Here is a 17526-nt window from a genome sequence, read left to right on the forward strand (position 1 = left end):
TCAAGCGGCCTCCAGTGCATGGAAGAAATGAATCATGAGCAAGAAAAGCTTTCGACAGGCGATCAATGAAGCCCTGCGGCAGGAAATGCGCCGGGATCCCACCGTCATCCTGATGGGTGAAGATGTCGCGGGCGGGCGTGGTGGATCGGCTGGCGTAAAGGACGCATGGGGCGGCGTGCTGGGCGTGACCAAGGGATTGCTGGAGGAATTTGGCGACACCCGTGTTCTGGACACCCCCATTACCGAGGCATCATATATCGGGGCCGCCGCAGGCGCCGCCGTGACCGGACTGCGGCCGGTGGCGGAACTGATGTTTGTCGATTTCGTCGGCTGCTGCCTTGACCAGATCATGAATCAGGCGGCCAAGTTCCGGTACATGTTTGGTGGCAAGGCCCGCACGCCGCTGGTGATCCGCGCCATGTTCGGCGCGGGCTTCAATGCCGCCGCCCAGCACAGTCAGGCGCTGTATCCGCTGTTTACCCATATTCCCGGCCTGAAGGTCGTGATCCCGTCCTCACCCTATGAAGCCAAGGGGCTGCTGATTTCAGCCATCCGCGATGATGATCCCGTCATCTTCCTTGAAAACAAGGTGATGTATGATGAGGAGGAAGACGTGCCGGATGAACCCTATGCCATCCCGTTTGGCGAAGCCAACCTGACGCGGGAAGGGCGGGATGTCACCATCGTCGCCTTTGGCCGCATGGTCGGGCTGGCCAACCAGGCGGCCGACCGGCTGGAAAGGAAGGGGATCAGTTGCACGGTCATTGACCCGCGCACGACCTCCCCGCTGGATCGCGACACCATTTTGGAATGCGTGGCCGATACCGGGCGACTGGTGATCGTTGATGAATCCAGCCCACGGTGCAACATGGCCACCGATATCGCGGCCATTGTGGCGGAGGAAGCGTTCGATACCCTGCGCGCGCCGATCCGTCGGGTGGTGCCGCCGCATACGCCGGTTCCCTTCGCCACCGTTCTGGAAACGCTGTACCTGCCCAGCGTGGACAGGATCGAGGCCGCCGTGAACGCCACCATGGCCCACCGCGTAGTGGAGAAAGTCTGACATGACCCATGACATAACCCCCATCACCATGCCCAAATTCGGGCTGGCCATGACCGAAGGCAAGATTGCCGGGTGGATGGTCGAACCGGATACGGCCATAAAAACCGGCGACGAACTGGTTGATATCGAAACCAGCAAGATCACCAATGCCTTTGAAAGTCCCGTTACCGGCACGCTGCGGCGGCAGGTCGCAGGCAACGGGGAAATGCTGCCCGTGGGCGCATTGATTGGCGTGGTGGCCGACCCGGCGGTGCCAGATACGGATATTGATGCCTTCATTACCCGCTTCCAGGCTGAATTTGCCGCATCAGCCGATGCGCAGTCGGACAGCGCGCCGGCTGATGAACCGGTCATGATGACGGTGGGTGGTCATACCCTGCGCGTGCATGAACGTGGGGAAGGCGACGGCACGCCCCTGCTGCTGATCCACGGGTTTGGCGGTGACCTGAAAAACTGGATGCTCAACCACGCGGCCCTTGCGCACGGGCGGCGCGTCATTGCCTTTGACCTGCCGGGACATGGCGAATCATCAAAGGATGTCGGGCCCGGCACGCTGGCATTCTTCGCTGATGTTACGGCGCAGCTTCTGGCGCAGCTTAAAATCGAACAGGCGCATGTCATGGGGCATTCGCTGGGCGGTGGCATTGCGCTGACACTGGCGCAGGCCGCGCCGCAGAGCGTGGCCTCGCTCGTGCTGGTGGCGCCCGCCGGGCTTGGGCCGCAGATCAACATGACCTTCATCAACGGCTTTATCGAGGCCGATCGCGTGCGCGCGGTGCAGGATGTGCTGAAATACCTCGTGCATGACAAATCGCTGATCGGGCGGCGCATGTCTGATGACGTGCTGCGCTACAAACGGCTGGATGGGGTGCAGGCTGCCCTGCGTACGGTTGCGGATGCCTGTTTCCCGGGCGGCCATCAGGGCGATGACCTGCGCCCCGTGCTGGCGGCGGTGGATGTTCCGGTAACGGTGATATGGGGCCGGGAGGATGAAATCCTGCCCGTGACACAGGCCGATGGCCTGTCCACTGCCGTTGAACGGCACATCCTGCCCGATATCGGGCACATGCCCCAGCTTGAAAGCGCAGGCAAGGTCAATGAAATGGTGGAGGAATTCATGAAGTCGAAAGTCGTCGCCACGTAAGGACAAAAACCTGCATACAGGCTGCAGTCAGCGTCATATAATCAAATAAAGAGAATAAAAGTTTTTGGGTGCCGCCTTTTTTCAAAAAAGGCGGCATTCCTGTATGTTCCATTTTGGAAATGATGCTGCAGGCATTCTCATGAATTGCCGGATATTCCACGCATCAGATCCGGAAATATTCCTTCAGGCAGGAAACTGTTACGCATAAAAAACCATAGTGGATATGGTTCCCTTTCCACCTGTAATGTTTCGTATTACGAAAAATTTTCCGTGATTGCAGGTCACCAGAAGGTGTGCCGCCCGGACTTGCCACGCCACCCCCAATGTGTATTCACTTGGAGCATAACAAAGCGGCAAAGCAAGAACAGCCAGACTGGAAAACCAGTTACGGCGCGGGAATAATAATAATGTTTGTCGGAATTGATCTGGGCACGTCCGCCCTGAAGGCCGTTCTGGTTGACGGCAACCAGCATGTAATAGGCAGCCATTCATATCCGTTGCGTGTCAGTTCCCCCAGGCCGGGCTGGAATGAACAGGCGCCGCAGGACTGGTGGACGGCGCTGCTGGGCGCCATGGACGCGCTGGCGGCAGCGCACCCGGCCGAAATGGCGCAGGTTACGGGCATGGGCCTGTCCGGTCAGCAGCATGGCGCGGTCCTGCTGGGGCGGGATGGTGACGTGCTGCGTCCATGCATCCTGTGGAATGACGTGCGCGCGGTGGCGCAGTGCGCGGAATTTGAACGCAGGTTTCCCCATAGCCGTGAAATATGCGGCAACATCGCCATGCCGGGCTTTACCGCGCCCAAGCTGTTATGGGTGGCGGAGCATGAACCGGCGGTCTTCGCCGCCACCCGCCATGTCCTGCTGCCCAAGGCATGGCTGCGTTACCGCATGACCGGCGACATGATCGAGGACATGTCGGATGCAGCGGGTTCGCTGTGGCTGGATGTGGGACGTCGCTGCTGGTCCGATGATGCGCTGGCGGCGACCGGGTTGCGGCGTGATGACATGCCAGCCCTGGTGGAAGGCACGGCACCGGCTGGCGTGCTGGATGCGGCGCTGGCCCGCCGGTGGGGGATGAAAGCGCGCCCCGTCATGGCGGGGGGCGCGGGCGATAATGCCGCGGGCGCCGTGGGGCTGGGGGCGGTCAGGGCAGGGTCGTCTTTCCTGTCGCTGGGGACATCGGGTGTGCTGTGGGTGACAACCGACCGGTTCCGGCCGCATCCACAGGGCGGGATCCATGCTTTCTGCCATGCCGTGCCCGATACGTGGCACCAGATGGGGGTGACGCTGTCGGCTGCGTCTTCGCTGGCGTGGTGGGCGCGCACGACCGGCATGGCGGAGCCCGACCTGCTGGCGGAACTGCCCACGCGTGTGACGCGGCCGTCGCCTGTTGTATTCCTGCCTTATCTGTCGGGTGAGCGGACACCTTATAATGACGGGCGGGTCCGTGGCATGTTTGCCGGCCTGTCCCACAATACCACCCGTGCGGACATGACGCAGGCCGTGCTGGAAGGTGTCGCCTTTTCCTTCCGCGACGTGGTGGATGCGCTGGCGGATGCCGGTTCTATCGTGACGCAGGCGGACGTGATCGGTGGCGGATCCAACAGCCGCACATGGGTTTCCATCCTGTCCAGTGTCACGGGGCTGTCGCTGCACCGGCTGGCGCATGGGGAACAGGGGGGTGCATTTGGCGCCGCCCGCCTGGCCCGCATCGCCGTCACGGGGGAAGCGGTGGACGCCGTGTGCCTGCCACAGCAGCGCGAGGAAACACTGGATCCCGATCCTGAACTGGCCCACGCCTATGCCGCGCCACTGGCGTTTTACCGCAGGCTTTATCCTGCCCTTCGTTCCGCAATGGATGCACAGGCCACCTGAATGGGTGCCGTGTCATGCCTGTGGCATGTCCCGACCGGGGAAAAGGCTGTTATAGCCTGTAACGACCATGTCGCCCATATCGGCATGAACAGGGGAACGGAGAGCATTATGAAAACAGGCCTATTCAACAGGACATTATACAGCGCATGTGCAGCCGCCGTGCTGGGGCTTCTGCCCCCCGTGGCGGCGGTTGCGCGCGATAGCGTGGACCATGGCGCGGCCCCGTCGGGCAATATCAGCGTTGTCGCGCGCTTTTACGACATGCAGCCATCGGGCATCGCAACCCTGCCTGATGGGCGTATTGTACTGGCTTTCCCGCGCAGCGCCGCCGACCATAAGGGACCGCGTCTGGGCGTGCTGAACAAAGGCAAGGCCATCGCCTTTCCCGATGAGGCGACGCAGGCGCGCTTTGTCTCCCCCCTTGGCATGACGGTGGATACAACCGGTCGGCTGTGGATCGTGGATGAAGGGATCGTTGCCGGACAGAAGACACCGGCCGCCCCGTCGCTGATCGGGCTGGATGGACATACCGGGCAGATCGTGGCGACCATACCGCTGGGCGCTGGTGCGACACGGTCTGACAGCCATGTCAATGACGTGCGTGTGGACATGACGCATGGCGCGCAGGGCACCGCCTATGTCAGTGACACCTCGCTTATGGATCATCCGGCGATCATCGTGGTCGACATCGCAACCGGACATGCGCGGCGGGTGCTGGAAAACGCCCCATCGACCCGTGCGGAGCCGGGCTTCGCCATGGAACTGGACGGTCAGATGCTGCGTTATGACATGGCGCACCCGGCCATGGGACAGGGGGGCATTGATGGCGTGACGCTCAGCACGGATTCAAGCCGCCTGTACTGGCAGCCCCTGTCCAGCCGCAGGCTTTACAGCGCGCCCACGGCCCTTCTGGCCGACCCTGCCGTCAAGCCTGCGCAACTGGAACGCGTCGTGCGTGACGAAGGGGAGGATTCCGTGGTCGATGGCATGGCCACTGGCCCGGACAATACCCTGTACCTGACGGATATCGAACGCCACGCGGTGCTGCGCCGGACGGCGGACGGCCATCTGTCCGTTGTCGCGCATGATCCGCGCCTGATCGCCCCCGATGGACTGACCCTGAAGGACGACGCCCTGTGGCTGACGGTCGGCCAGTGGGGACGGTTGCCTGTGTTCCATGACGGTCACGACATGGAAGAGCGGCCATGGCTGGTGGTGCGCATTCCCCTGAAATAAGCCTGAAGGGCAAGCTGGAAAGAACGCATAATAATGGCGCATGACAGGCAGACCGCCCATGGATCCGGTATCGTGAACCTGATTGCGGGGGTCGCCGCCACGGGCGGCCTCCTGTTCGGGTATGATACCGGCATCATTTCCGCAGCCCTGCTGCAGATCACCGCCGATTTCACCCTGGGCACACTGGGACAGCAGATCGTGACATCCGCCATCGTGGCCGGGGCGCTGGGGGGCTGCCTTGTGGCGGCCCCGCTGTCGGACCGGCTGGGGCGGCGCTACATGATCATGTTCGCGGCCCTTGTGTTCATTGTCGGCACGCTGGTCGCGTCCCTGTCGCCCGGGGTAGTGGTGCTGGTCTGCGCGCGGTTCATACTCGGGCTGGCGGTGGGCATGTGTTCGCAGATCGTGCCGGTCTATATCGCGGAAATCGCCCCACGTGAAAAACGCGGGCAGATGGTGGTCCTGTTCCAGCTTGCGGTTGTGTCTGGCATCCTTGTGTCCTTTATCGCGGGGTACCTGTGTCGGAATCAGTCATGGCGGCTGATGTTCGGGCTTGGCATCGTGCCTGCCATCATCCTGTTTGTCGGCATGTCGGTCCTGCCACGCAGTCCGCGCTGGCTGGCCATGAAGGGAAACCTTGAAGGTGCGTTCGAGGTGCTGCAGCGCCTGCGCAGTGACCCGCAGGCGGCGCGGACGGAACTGGATTCCATTGTCGCCATGCACGATGAACAGGCCCCGTGGTCCGCGCTGCTGCAGCCATGGGTGCGCCCGGCGGTGATTGCATCGGTCGGGGTGGCGTTGTTCTGCCAGATTACGGGTATCAATGCGGTGCTGTATTATGCACCGACCATTTTCGCAGGTGTCGGCTTCGGGCAGGCTTCGGCCCTGCTGACCTCGATTGCCATCGGGGTCGCCATGGTGCTGTCCACCGCGTTTGGCAGTTGGGCAGTAGATGCATGGGGACGGCGCAGGCTGCTGCTGCGGCTTATTCCCGGTGCTGTTGTCTCCCTTATGGTGCTGGCAACAATGTTTGCCATCGGGTCAACCCACGGCATCAATACATGGATAACGGCGGCAGCCGTGGTCTGTTACGCCATATTCAATGTGGGCAGCCTGTCTGTCGCCATATGGCTGGTGGGGGCGGAGGTCTATCCCCTGTCGTGCCGCAGCAAGGGCATGAGCCTAGTGGCGGCGACGCACTGGACGGCGGACCTGCTGATTTCCCTGACCACGCTGTCGCTGGTGCAGGCGCTGGGGGCAGCAGGTACGTTCTGGATGTATGCCGCAATCAACCTGATCGCGTTTGCATTTGTATGGCGTTATGTGCCCGAAACGCGCGGACGGTCACTGGAAGAAATCGAAGCGGCGCTTAAGGCGGGCACGTTCAACAGCCTGACCTGATACGCTGTTTGAAGATGAATAATAGACAGATAGAGGTTTCCGGTTGTCGTCTTTTTAGAGAGTGTTTGAAAAGTTAGCCCGGAAAACATTCAGCAATCATAAAGAAGTTTTTGGTGAAGCTTTTTTCAAAAAGCTTCGAAGAACGCCACCTTCTTGAAAAAAGGTGGCACCCAAAAACTTTTATTATTTTTTATAAATTACTTGTTTTCAAACAGTCTCTTAGAAAAAGGCGGTGTTCTTTCGAAGCGTTTTGAAAAAAGCTTCACCAGAAAACTTCCTTATGATCAGCAGGCTGTTTCAAGCAGTCCCTGACAACATGGATGTTCAGGGATGGAGATGCCCGCGCGCGGGTTCCAGCACTGGCGCGCGCAGGCGTGGCGTGGGGACAAGCAGTGGCGTTTCGGGCGGCAGGAGGTGATGGAGGATCTTCTCCCCAATGGCGGTCTGCCATAGCCACAGGCTGTTGACCTGCCCGCGGAAACTGGCTTCGCCCCCCATCGCCCCGGTAGGGCGGAAACCCGATGCCAGTCCCAGGCCAAACAGGCCCGGAATTTCCTGTCCCGCTGCATTCAGGATACCGCATTCCGGACCGGTCAGGCAGCCATCGGCGGCATCAGCGGACAGGGCGATCGGATGGTCATGCGCGTCGATTATGGTGATACGGCGGGGGCGGTAGCCAAAACAGGCGATAATGGCGTCGGCATTATCTATAATGGCCTGTGCTTCCGCATGATTGTCATCCGTTATCTGCACGTCGCGCAGACGGGGTTCGGGCGGGGCGCCGGCAATGCCCATCAACTGCATGGCCAGATCGCGCGAATCATAACGTAGGCCGCCAAAGCGGTACACAAACTGGCTGACCGGGCAGATATCATCGGCATGGAATTCGGTATATCCGTCCGACACGGCTTCTTCCGCCGTACGGTAAAACAGCTTCAGGCGGGATTTGTGCAGCAGCGTCAGGTTGCCTGGCATGATGCGGTCCGCCATGTCGCGCATTATGACGCGTGCGACCGACAACGCACTGCTGGCACCGCCGATAATGGCAATCCTGGGATTGTCCTGTCCTGCCGTCATGGCGCGTAATCTGGTAATGCCATCGGGGGAAAGCAGGTCGTCGGATTGCATGACCCTGCCTGCATGGCGGGGCAGCAGGGGGGCTTCTCCCACCATTTCATCATGAAGCCGTTGTTCCGGCTGGTGCGCGCCCATTGCCAGCACGATCTTGTTGGCGATGATGTGTTGCGTATGTGTCCCATCGCTGGAGATGAGATAGCCCCGCCACCTGCCATCCACGTTCTGGTGCAGGCTTTTAAGCTGCCACCCGGTCAGGACCCGTGACGCGGGATGGGCGGTGATGAGGGTTGTCAGCACCTGTCCCACGATATCCAGAAAATCCGCAACAACACGTAGCGGCAGCGGAAGCCGCCCATGGTTGCGTATCATTTCCACCAGCGGGTGATGGGTCAGGCGCGCCAGTTCGGGTACCGGATTGTCGGTTATCGCATCGACAAATGTTTCGGCCGCGCTGTCGGAATTGATGACATATCGCCCCAGCATGCCCGAACCGATATGCGGCCCCTGTTCAACCAGGACAAGGCCTTCATCCAGCAGGCGTGGCAGTTCGCCTATGCGTGATGCGGCAAGCAGGACGGCAATGGCGGCCGGGCCGCCACCGGCAATAAGGACTGGGGTTGTTGTATCTGTGGACATGACTGCATGTATCCGTTTTCCATGGGTGGCAAGGAACGGGGGCTTACATATCTGTGGCGTGGCAGGCAGCCAGGAATTCCTGACACACGTAACGTACCATTTCCGGCGTCATTTCATGCCATAACGGCAGGGACACAATGGAAGAGGCAAGCGCGTCGGTCGCCTGCAGGTCGCCTGCCTTGCAGTGGGCGACAAAATAGCTCTGTTCATACAGGTGGGGGGAAAAATAGGTCGATGTGCCGATCCGCTTTTCTTTCATGCGGGCAAGTATCGCATGGCGGTGTGGCGCATATCGTGGTGGCAGGCGCACCGGCAGGAATTGATAGGACATGCGCGCGCCGCGCTGTCGCTGGAAGCCGAAACCAGGCAGGAGATCATAGTACATCTGTTCTATGCGGCACTTCTTTTCAACCACGCTTTCCAGATGGTCCAGCCCCGACAGGGCAAGCAGCGCCCCGATTTCGGGTAGCTTGGAATTAAGTCCGGGCATCGTGGCGTGGCGGATCTTGCCAAAGCCGAAATTGCCCATAGCACGCAGGGCTTCGATCATATCGGGGTTGTTGGCGTAGATGAAACCGCCTTCCCCGATTCCCATTGTTTTTGTTGCATGCAGGGAACATACGATGGCATGCGGCGAACCGGTCCCGAATCCCTGTCCCGATGCGTCATGGGCGCCAAGGGATGCCGCCGCGTCTATGACAACGGGAATGCCTGTCTGTTTTTCCAGTCTTGTATAATGGTTGATATCGGTTGCATTCCCGAACGTGGCATAGGGGAATATTGCTGCGATCTGTTCACCGTATTCCTGCAGTAATTCATTTTCCGCCGCATGGGACGCCATCCAGTCCGCAGGGTCGATGTCGCAGAACAGTGGCGTGAAACCTGCCCACAACACGGCATGCGCCGCCGCTGCGAAAGTAAAGGATGGCATGAGAACATAACGCGCGACACGGGTGTCCTTGTGGCGTGTCGCGTATTTCAGTGCCATCATCAATCCGATCGTGGCGTTGCATACCGTGACGCACTGGCCCACGCCACTGAACATCTGTTCGACCAGACGTTTTTCGAATTTCTGGTTGATCGGACCGTAATTGGTATAGATGCCGGAATTTTCCATTGCGATAATGCCATCGGCCAACTGGCTTATTTTCGGAATATTTGAACGAATGAATGATATTTCCGTATAGGACATTTCTGTATTCCGGTTTCATGAAACAGGCGACCTGAACATGATGTCTGGCGGATGAAGGAAAATGGCGCATCGCAACGACCGTATTAAGTTAAAAGCAGATAATTTGTGTACATTCAATGCAAATATAAATATATTATTTACCACACGTTTATGTGATTACTATGCGGGACCGAAACATACGATATTTTAAAATAACGTGGAAAATTCATGCAATTTCATGATTTGTGAATCGTTCCCGTTTACACGATATATTCATGGAATAAGTAAAACGGCCTGGTGTTATTTTGTTTGTGATGTAACCCAGTGATACGGGATGAACGGCGTGATTGCGAAAAAAAAATGTGCGATTGTATTGAAGACCTACGCATGGGACAGCTTCGTGCAACTACAGTTGCAACGGTTGCAATCAACATTTCCTGAAAACGATATTTTTATCTCTATTGATGAAACAAATGGTTTTACGGGAACCATTCCATATGAACGTGTACTGCGCACATGTAATGCAGACATGCTGGCGTTAGGATTTGCCAACCGGTTTGAAAAAGGCAGCCTGTTATGGTGGAACGCCGATTACACCCATTATCAGGTGCAGTCCCGAATTCCGGATTATGATTATTATCTGTTCGTGGAATATGATGCCTGTATTGCTGGCGATGGTACCCGCCTGCTGGCTGACATGATCGCGGATGAGGCGGATTTCGTATCCCATCCCCTGGATGCGGGGCCGACATGGTACTGGCACCGCTTCCATACGGGTATTTATCCCGCGGGGCAGTTGCGGGCATCGCTGAACTGTATTTCGTTTTTTTCCCGCCGTGCCCTGACCCATCTGGCACAACGGCGACGGGCGATGTCAGCCAATATGGATGAAACGGGTTTCTGGCCGTTGGGGGAGGCCTTTGTCGCATCCGAAGTGGCGGCGGCGGACCTGACCTTCATTCCCCTGGCGCGGTATGGTGACGTTTCGCGCTATTCCTGGTTCCCGCCAATACTGTCAACGGACCTTGTGCTGCCACAGAGCGGGCATACTTTCCTTCACCCTGTCCTCGACCAGAAAAGGTATATTGCAAGCCTGCTGCGGCAGACGCATTTCGTGCGTCATTATTTTATGCGTGGCAGCATGTTGCGGCGTGAACTGCGCCGTTTTCCCGATGCCGTATCACGGCGGCAACTGTACCGTGCCGCCATGCTGCGTGCGGCCGAGCGGCTGCGACAGATATGCGGTAATCCGTAAGGGAAGGGTCATGCCGCCTGTGACAGTAATTTTTCCACAACGCGTTCGACTTCAGGTTCCCACGGACCGGGTGCACAACCGAACATCTGCCGCAGGCGTGTGCAGTCAAGTCGCGCATCCGGCGGCCGCCTTGCGGGTGTGGGCCAGTCGGCGGTGGCAATGGCTTCCATGACGGGTTGCGGATTGCCCCGCCTGGCTGCGGCATTGACCGCCATGCACGCCAGATCGTACCAGCTTGCCTGACCCTGTCCTGCTGCATGATAGATTCCGGCGTAATCCGGTTTCCATCCGGTATCGCGAATCTGTCCTATGATATGCATGATGACATTCGCCAGCGCATCGGCGCTGGTCGGGTTGCCAATCTGGTCACTGACAACCCGCAGGGTCGGCCGTCGGGCCGCAGCTTCGACCATGGTGCGGACGAAATTGCGGTTATAGGGCGAATAGACCCACGCCGTGCGCAGGATGATGCTGTCAGGTTGCGCCTGCAGCACTGCCTGTTCACCGTCCGCCTTGGTCCGTCCATAGACCGATCGGGGATCAACCGGATCCGTTTCCACGTAGGGACTGCCTTTATCTCCACTGAAAACATAATCGGTGGAAATATGGATCAGCGGAATATCCAGTTCGCGACAGACCGCGGCGATGCGCGCGGGGCCGGCATGATTGGCGCGCCGTGCCCCGTCCACGTCCGTTTCCGCGGCATCCACGGCGGTCCATGCCGCGGCATTTACGACTATGGACGGGTCATGCGTCTTGATGACGGCATCAATCGTATCGGGTCGGTCAAAATCGAAATCCGGTCGCCCGACCCGTATCACACCGTCATGGCTGGATAACGCCGTGGCAAGCTGTCCATGTCCCCCGGTTACCAGGATTGATTGCGTATGCATCACGTGCTGCTTCTTCTTTCATATGAAACGGGACAGGAGATTGTTTGAAAACAAATTATTGATGGGAAAAACAAACGTTTTGGGTGCCAGAATTTTTCAAACAGGCGCATTTCCTAGACCTGTTTGAAGAAAACTTTGCCAAAAACGTCCTTCTGATCCCCTTTTATATATGAAACCAGTCATCAACATTGGAAAAGGGAAGGGCGGCAGCGTCCTTTTCCGACAGGATCACGTCCTTTTCCGAAACGGGCCAGTCGATTGCCAGCAGCGGGTCGTCCCAGCGCACGGACCGTTCGCAGTCACGGTCCCAGAAATCGGTGCATTTGTATTGCACCTCGGCATTTTCGCTCAATGTGCAGAAACCATGCAGAAACCCGGTCGGGATCCATAACTGCGATCCGTTTTCCGCTGACAGGGTCGCGCCCACCCATTGACCGAAGGTGGGTGATCCCGCGCGGATATCCACGCCTACATCCCATATGCTGCCACGGGTGCAGCGGACCAGCTTGCCCTGTGCATGGGGCGCAAGCTGGCAATGCAGCCCGCGCACCACGCCGCGCTGGCATGACAGGCTGTGATTATCCTGCACGAAGGGGCCGGAAATGCCGATTTCCTTCATGCGGGCCGCATTGAATGTTTCTGAAAAATAGCCGCGTTCATCACCAAAACGCGGCGGAGTGAGCAGAATCATGCCCGCGATGTTAAATGTCTGTATGTCCATGGGATTCCCTGTTCTTCTGTCCGGGCGGTGGCGGTCCTGTCCGCGTTATTGCTTGGTGTGGTTTAGGAAAGGCTTAATGGCCGTCATCTGGGGGCGGTCCTGGCCATGGTCGGGTTCAAGCGTAAACATGTAATTGCCCCATAGCGGCCCCGCCGCCCAATAGGTCCATCCATCCCACACATCCGCATTGTCCCGCAGGTGGGACAGGATGGGCCCGAGCAGGGCGACGCATTCCGGTTGGCGGCTGACGCCGAATTCCCCCAGAAAACCGTGTGCCTTGTGGGCATGTAGCCAGTCGGTAAAGGGCTGGAGGCGTGCAAGGGCCTGGTCTTGTGAAATACATGCCGGCTTGGTGCCCGATGCATCGGGATCAAAATATTCATGCACTTCATAAACCAGACGGTTGTCAGGGTCGTGCAACTGTCCCAGCGCGTCACCATTCAGCTTCGGGAAACCCTGCGCACTGTCCCAGCCGATGCCGGGCACAAGGATGGCATTGTGGCTGCCAGCCCTGCGGATGGCGTCAATCGCGGCCTGCACCGAATTTTTCCATGCCTCGGCCGAATGCTGCTGCGGTTCGTTCATCAGGCCGAACAGGACATGTGGATTGTTGCCCAACGCCTGCGCCAGCCGCGACCATAAATCGGCAAAGGCTGAATCCGGCACGCCAGCAGACCCGACTTCCTGCCCGCGATAGCGCCCGTAATCATGGATATCCAGCACGGTTGTGGCACCCTTGCCCTGCGCATAGGCAATGAACTGCTGCACACGCTGCAGTTCCTTTTCATCCAGCGGGCCATTCAGGGTTGGCTGGAGACGTTCCCACAATACCGACAGGCGGAATGTGTTCATGCCCTGCGCCGTAAAATAATCCACTTCCGCAGGTTTGGGATAAAGGTAGTCATACCCGTAACGGCCCGGCAGCTTGGAGGAGGAATAGGCAGCCCCCGCAAGGTTTACGCCGCGATATGTCTGCGCATCAGCGTGCGGGACCGGGGAAAGTGTCAGGGCGGCCGCGATCATGCCGCCACATGGCCAGATACATAAGCGGGAAGATGGGGATAATGTCATGCGATATGCTCCGCTGTGGGCATAAGCCGGTTGAAACGGAATGATTTCAGGCGTTCAGGCGCCTTTTCCCTGGCTTCGGGTTCCGATGGCGCAACGACGCTGTTGGTCGTGCCATACAGGAACCACAGCAACGCCGCCGTCTTGATGGTAAAGACCGATGCGCCGATGCACAGGGATGTTGAAAAATAAAGCGAAATCATCGCTTTCATCGACACGGCGGCTTCGGTTCGCGCCGGATGCAGGGTGAACAGCGCCAGCAGGAACAGTGTCAGCGGCAGGCCAAGGTTGTTGATGATATAGGCATAACCCGTATCGGCCGTGTAAACCTGCGACGGGGCCATGGCGAACCATTGCGACAGGTTCCAGTAATCCAGCAGCCGGCCGGAAAACAGCAGTCGGCCGGAAAAGTTGTCCCCGATGATGGAGGGCAGGATTCCGGGCATTTCATGGTTGGCGCCCTGCAGCATCAGGCCCATCATCACCGTGACCGGCATGGCGAACACCACGAAGCGTGAACGGTAAAGCGGTGTCATGCGTAACAGGATCATGCCCAGCGCGCAGCCCGAGGCAAAGCGCGAATCCGCCAGCACGAAACACAGCGCGGACAGGAAGAACAGGAACGCATGCCGCAGCCGGGAGCCAAGGTTTGTACTGAGGCACCACGCAAACCCGATGGCCGAGAAATTGCCCAGTGAATCCGGCTCCAGGAACAGCGATGACACGCGGTGGGATCCGAATACGGACTGGAAAAACGTACGGGATGCGGCCGCCCCCCGGTTCCCGCTGATAAACAGGTTCGTATTGCTGTAATTGACCGTGCTGCTGCTGATGACGCCCTTGTTCACGTAATAGGTCCAGACATCGAATATCGTGCCGAACAGGTTGGTGAACAGCAGTTCGAAAAAGCCGACGAACATGATCATGGCCATCATGACCCACATGGTGCGCTCACCCGATCGCAGGGTGGACCGGGTGCCCAGTTGGTAAAAGACATAGGCAATGGCCAGGTCATGCAGGATCTTCATGTCCAGCCGGGGATTGATCAGCTTGGCCCCGATCTCGAAACAGATCATCACGCCCGTAATGCGCACCACGGCAGGGGAAATCGTGTTGCGTACCTCGATAAACGCCAGAAAGATGATGACCAGTTCGCACAGCACGATTTCCGAACTGCGGACCGTGATGACATGGCGTGTGTTGATGAAACACAGGACAAGGTTGAAGATTGCCCCGGCCACCACCAGCCACGAAACGCCATCCACCCGTGACAGGGCGGGTGCGCCGGCTACGGACCGGTGGGGCAGGTGGGCGTGCGCTGTAGCAGACATGGCAATTCCCGTATCAGACGCGTGACGCATGTGTATCCGCACCCTGTCGCGGGGAAACCGGACGGGCGGGGGACGACTGGACAAGCAGTGCGTTGCCCAGCCGCCGGCCAAGGTTATGCAGGGGCAGTTCCAGTATGTTATAGGTCATGGCCGCAAGTGCCGTGGTCAGCACGACGGTCATGATCCCCAGCCCCGCCTGGGTGAGTGAGGGATGCGCCAGCAGGGCGGCGGTCCCCACGACATGGCCCGCCACGCTGAACACCATAAGCATGATGGGCAGGTGCAGCAGGTAAATGCCATAGGACAGTTCCCCGATGGCAATGACCGGCCTGCTGAGCAGTACGCGGTACTGCCGTCCCGATGCATACAGGTCACGGATCAGTATGAAGGCCGCGACCGTTTCAATCATGTCAGGGATACGTTCGGGCAGGCCCGACCCGGCAAGGGCATAACGGTCATACAGCAGCACAACCAGCGCCAGCAGCGCATAAAGTCCGTGGCGGGGGGAAAGTGTTGTCGGCAGCAGGGGGATCAGGGCGCCGACGCCAAAGGACAGGGCAAAGACCGTGCCCACCTCATGCGGCAGGGGCAGCAGGGCGATGGCTGCAAGGCCCGTCAGCGTAACTACCCGCAGCCGTGGCGCGCGCACCAGCCAGAACAGGAACGGAAAGGCCACGGAATACATGAGTTCCACCCGCAATGACCACATCGGCCCGTTATAACGGGTGAAAACGCCCGCGACCGACATGACGGTGTTGCGGACGGATACGGGTGTCTGCAGATTACGCGACAGCCAGCCGACAAAGACCCCGTCGCCAACCCATCCGCGCGCGACGACCATGCTGGCGATGGCCAGTCCGATGGAAAACCACAGCAGCGGATAGATCCTGAACACACGCTTGATATAGAAACTGCCAACAATCCGGCCCGTCAGGTGCGTGTATTTGCGCAATGACAGCGACAGGACGCATCCACTGAGTACAAAGAACAGCACCACCGCCGCTTCCGCGTTGAATGCGTAGGTCACGATGTCATGCACTGCTGCCCGTGCCCCCGTGCGTTGCGGGTTCTGGTACCGAAAAACCTGTATGGCATGGCCGAACAGCACCACGAGGCATGCAACACCGCGCAGGGATGTCAACTGGTGCAGATAATTTCGTTCCGTTCCCGAAGTTTCCGTCACAGACGACATCGTCGGTTCCCCCGGTGCATGAATGGCATGGCGTGGTGAAGGCAATACAGTGATTCTGTTATGGCCGGCAGAGCGTATCAGAATATAAATGTAGAAAACATGCAAAATGTGCCCACACAATTCTTTGTGCCGCCGCCTTTATCACGGCACGATCATGTCATGATCCTGCCGCAATCACACTGTGGATTTGGCGCAACGCAAATGGGGTCGCGCGCTGGTCCGGCCATAATTGCAAGATCGACATGAACCCCCGGGGCCGCGCGCCATGCGCATGCGGTCTGCCGCCACTGTGGCGCACGGCAGGAGACTATAGTTCCATGACGCGCTCCCTGTTTATTTCCGTCCATGATTTCAGGAGTCTGCGCAAGGCAAGTGTCCATTTCATCGCAGCGGAGATGGCGCGCCGTGGCCCGACCGCCTTCCTGTCCATCGGGTTGAGCGCGCTGTCGCTGCGACGTGGCGATACGCGCGCCAGCCTTGCGGACCGCGCCAACCGGGTGGAAACGGTGGATGGCGTGGAATGTTACCTGTGGCGTATGAAATGGCACCCGTTCAACATGCGCCGCGCGGCGCTGGCGCCGGTGGAACGCGGACTGTTCTGGCTTTATCGCCAGATGCTGCCCGCCATTGCGCGAAAATGGATACGGCGTGCCGATACTGTTTTTATTGAATCGGGCATGGCGCCGATATTTATCGCCGATGTCAGGAAACTTAATCCGTCCGCCCGCATTATTTACCTGATGTCCGACGATCTGGAAGTCGTAGGCTGTGCGGATACCATCAAGAATGATTTCGTTCGAAATTTCGACATGATCGACACGGTACGCATGCCCTCGCGCTACCTGCTTGACCGTCTGCCCCACGCGCGTTCGGCGGTTTTCGCGCCGCATGGCATTGATCGCGGCATTGCCGAAAAAATCTATCCCAATCCCTATACGCCCGGTCGGACCAGTTGCGTCTCGATCGGGTCGATGCTGTTTGACCGGACCTTTTTCCAGATCGCGGCGTCACTTCGGCCGGACATCGATTTCCATATTATCGGTGCGGGGCGTGCGGCGGACGGCCTGGTGGCGGACAATATCATCATCCATCCCGAAATGGCGTTTGAACGCACGCTGTCCTATCTCCAGCACGCCAGTTTTGGCGTCGCGCCCTATCGTGACGCCAATACGCCGCGTTACCTGCTGGATACGTCACTGAAGCTGCGGCAGTTCGCGCTGTTTGGCATTCCCGCCGTCTGCCCCGATTTTGCACTGAATGACACGGCCGGGCGGTATGGGTACCGGCCGGGGGATGCACAATCCATCGGGCGCGCGATTGATGCGGCACTGCATGCATCGGACGTGATCGAGCTTGACGCCCATAGCTGGCCCGAAATCGTGCAGCGTATCCTGACCCCCGAAGCCTATCCCGACACGCATGTCTGAATGCAGGCCTGTCCCTGCGTAACGTATTAGGAAA

General features: G+C 58.8%; 14 protein-coding genes. 7 read left to right on the forward strand and 7 right to left on the reverse strand.

The window, feature by feature from the left end; translation table 11 throughout:
- The first annotated feature begins 34 nt into the window (after positions 1–34).
- The 5 genes from S101446_RS15560 (at position 35) to S101446_RS15580 (ending at position 6721) form a co-directional block, all read left to right on the forward strand.
- Complete coding sequence (locus S101446_RS15560) at positions 35–1063, forward strand: alpha-ketoacid dehydrogenase subunit beta (RefSeq protein WP_048852191.1); 1029 nt, start codon at positions 35–37, stop codon at positions 1061–1063.
- 1 nt (position 1064) lies between these two features.
- Entirely contained in the window at positions 1065–2207 is a 1143-nt protein-coding gene (locus tag S101446_RS15565; RefSeq protein ID WP_087608749.1) for an acetoin dehydrogenase dihydrolipoyllysine-residue acetyltransferase subunit, read from the forward strand.
- 407 nt (positions 2208–2614) lie between these two features.
- Complete coding sequence (xylB, locus tag S101446_RS15570) at positions 2615–4084, forward strand: xylulokinase (protein ID WP_087608750.1); 1470 nt, start codon at positions 2615–2617, stop codon at positions 4082–4084.
- Between the two features lie 108 nt (positions 4085–4192).
- Positions 4193–5320 (forward strand): L-dopachrome tautomerase-related protein, encoded by a 1128-nt coding sequence (locus S101446_RS15575; protein ID WP_087608904.1) that lies wholly within the window; start codon positions 4193–4195, stop codon positions 5318–5320.
- Between the two features lie 33 nt (positions 5321–5353).
- Positions 5354–6721: a sugar porter family MFS transporter gene (locus tag S101446_RS15580; RefSeq protein ID WP_019086888.1), complete on the forward strand. Its 1368-nt coding sequence runs from the start codon at positions 5354–5356 to the stop codon at positions 6719–6721.
- Between the two features lie 324 nt (positions 6722–7045).
- Here the strand turns inward: S101446_RS15580 and S101446_RS15585 are convergent, their stop codons facing one another.
- Positions 7046–8434, reverse strand: coding sequence for an aminotransferase DegT (locus tag S101446_RS15585; protein ID WP_087608751.1), 1389 nt, complete (start codon positions 8432–8434; stop codon positions 7046–7048).
- 43 nt (positions 8435–8477) lie between these two features.
- A complete protein-coding gene (locus tag S101446_RS15590) occupies positions 8478–9551 on the reverse strand; it encodes a DegT/DnrJ/EryC1/StrS family aminotransferase (RefSeq protein WP_244184307.1) in 1074 nt (357 codons plus the stop codon).
- Positions 9552–10134: 583 nt separating this feature from the next.
- Between S101446_RS15590 and S101446_RS15595 the strand changes: the two genes are divergently transcribed.
- Positions 10135–10860 (forward strand): hypothetical protein, encoded by a 726-nt coding sequence (locus S101446_RS15595; RefSeq protein WP_087608905.1) that lies wholly within the window; start codon positions 10135–10137, stop codon positions 10858–10860.
- 8 nt (positions 10861–10868) lie between these two features.
- Here S101446_RS15595 and rfbD read toward each other — a convergent pair whose 3' ends face one another.
- From rfbD to S101446_RS15620, 5 genes are all read right to left on the reverse strand, one after another.
- Positions 10869–11753 (reverse strand): dTDP-4-dehydrorhamnose reductase, encoded by an 885-nt coding sequence (gene rfbD, locus S101446_RS15600; protein WP_087608753.1) that lies wholly within the window; start codon positions 11751–11753, stop codon positions 10869–10871.
- A 163-nt stretch (positions 11754–11916) separates the two neighbouring features.
- Positions 11917–12474 carry a dTDP-4-dehydrorhamnose 3,5-epimerase gene (rfbC, locus tag S101446_RS15605; RefSeq protein WP_019086735.1) on the reverse strand — a complete coding sequence of 186 codons (558 nt, stop codon included), beginning with the start codon at positions 12472–12474 and terminating at the stop codon, positions 11917–11919.
- A gap of 45 nt (positions 12475–12519) precedes the next feature.
- The gene (locus tag S101446_RS15610; protein WP_087608754.1) at positions 12520–13497 is read right to left on the reverse strand and encodes a glycoside hydrolase family 5 protein; all 978 of its coding nucleotides are present in this window, start codon (positions 13495–13497) and stop codon (positions 12520–12522) included.
- Positions 13498–13541: 44 nt separating this feature from the next.
- On the reverse strand, positions 13542–14873 hold the full coding sequence (locus S101446_RS15615; RefSeq protein ID WP_087608906.1) for a polysaccharide polymerase: 1332 nt from the start codon (positions 14871–14873) through the stop codon (positions 13542–13544).
- A 13-nt stretch (positions 14874–14886) separates the two neighbouring features.
- Positions 14887–16065, reverse strand: a complete 1179-nt coding sequence (locus S101446_RS15620; protein ID WP_019086738.1) for an acyltransferase family protein — start codon at positions 16063–16065, stop codon at positions 14887–14889.
- A gap of 317 nt (positions 16066–16382) precedes the next feature.
- On the opposite strand from S101446_RS15620, the gene S101446_RS15625 reads away from it, so the two are divergent.
- Entirely contained in the window at positions 16383–17492 is a 1110-nt protein-coding gene (locus S101446_RS15625; protein WP_087608755.1) for a GumK N-terminal domain-containing glycosyltransferase, read from the forward strand.
- Positions 17493–17526 lie beyond the last annotated feature (34 nt).

The sequence above is a fragment of the Komagataeibacter europaeus genome (assembly GCF_002173515.1).
GTDB lineage: Bacteria > Pseudomonadota > Alphaproteobacteria > Acetobacterales > Acetobacteraceae > Komagataeibacter > Komagataeibacter europaeus.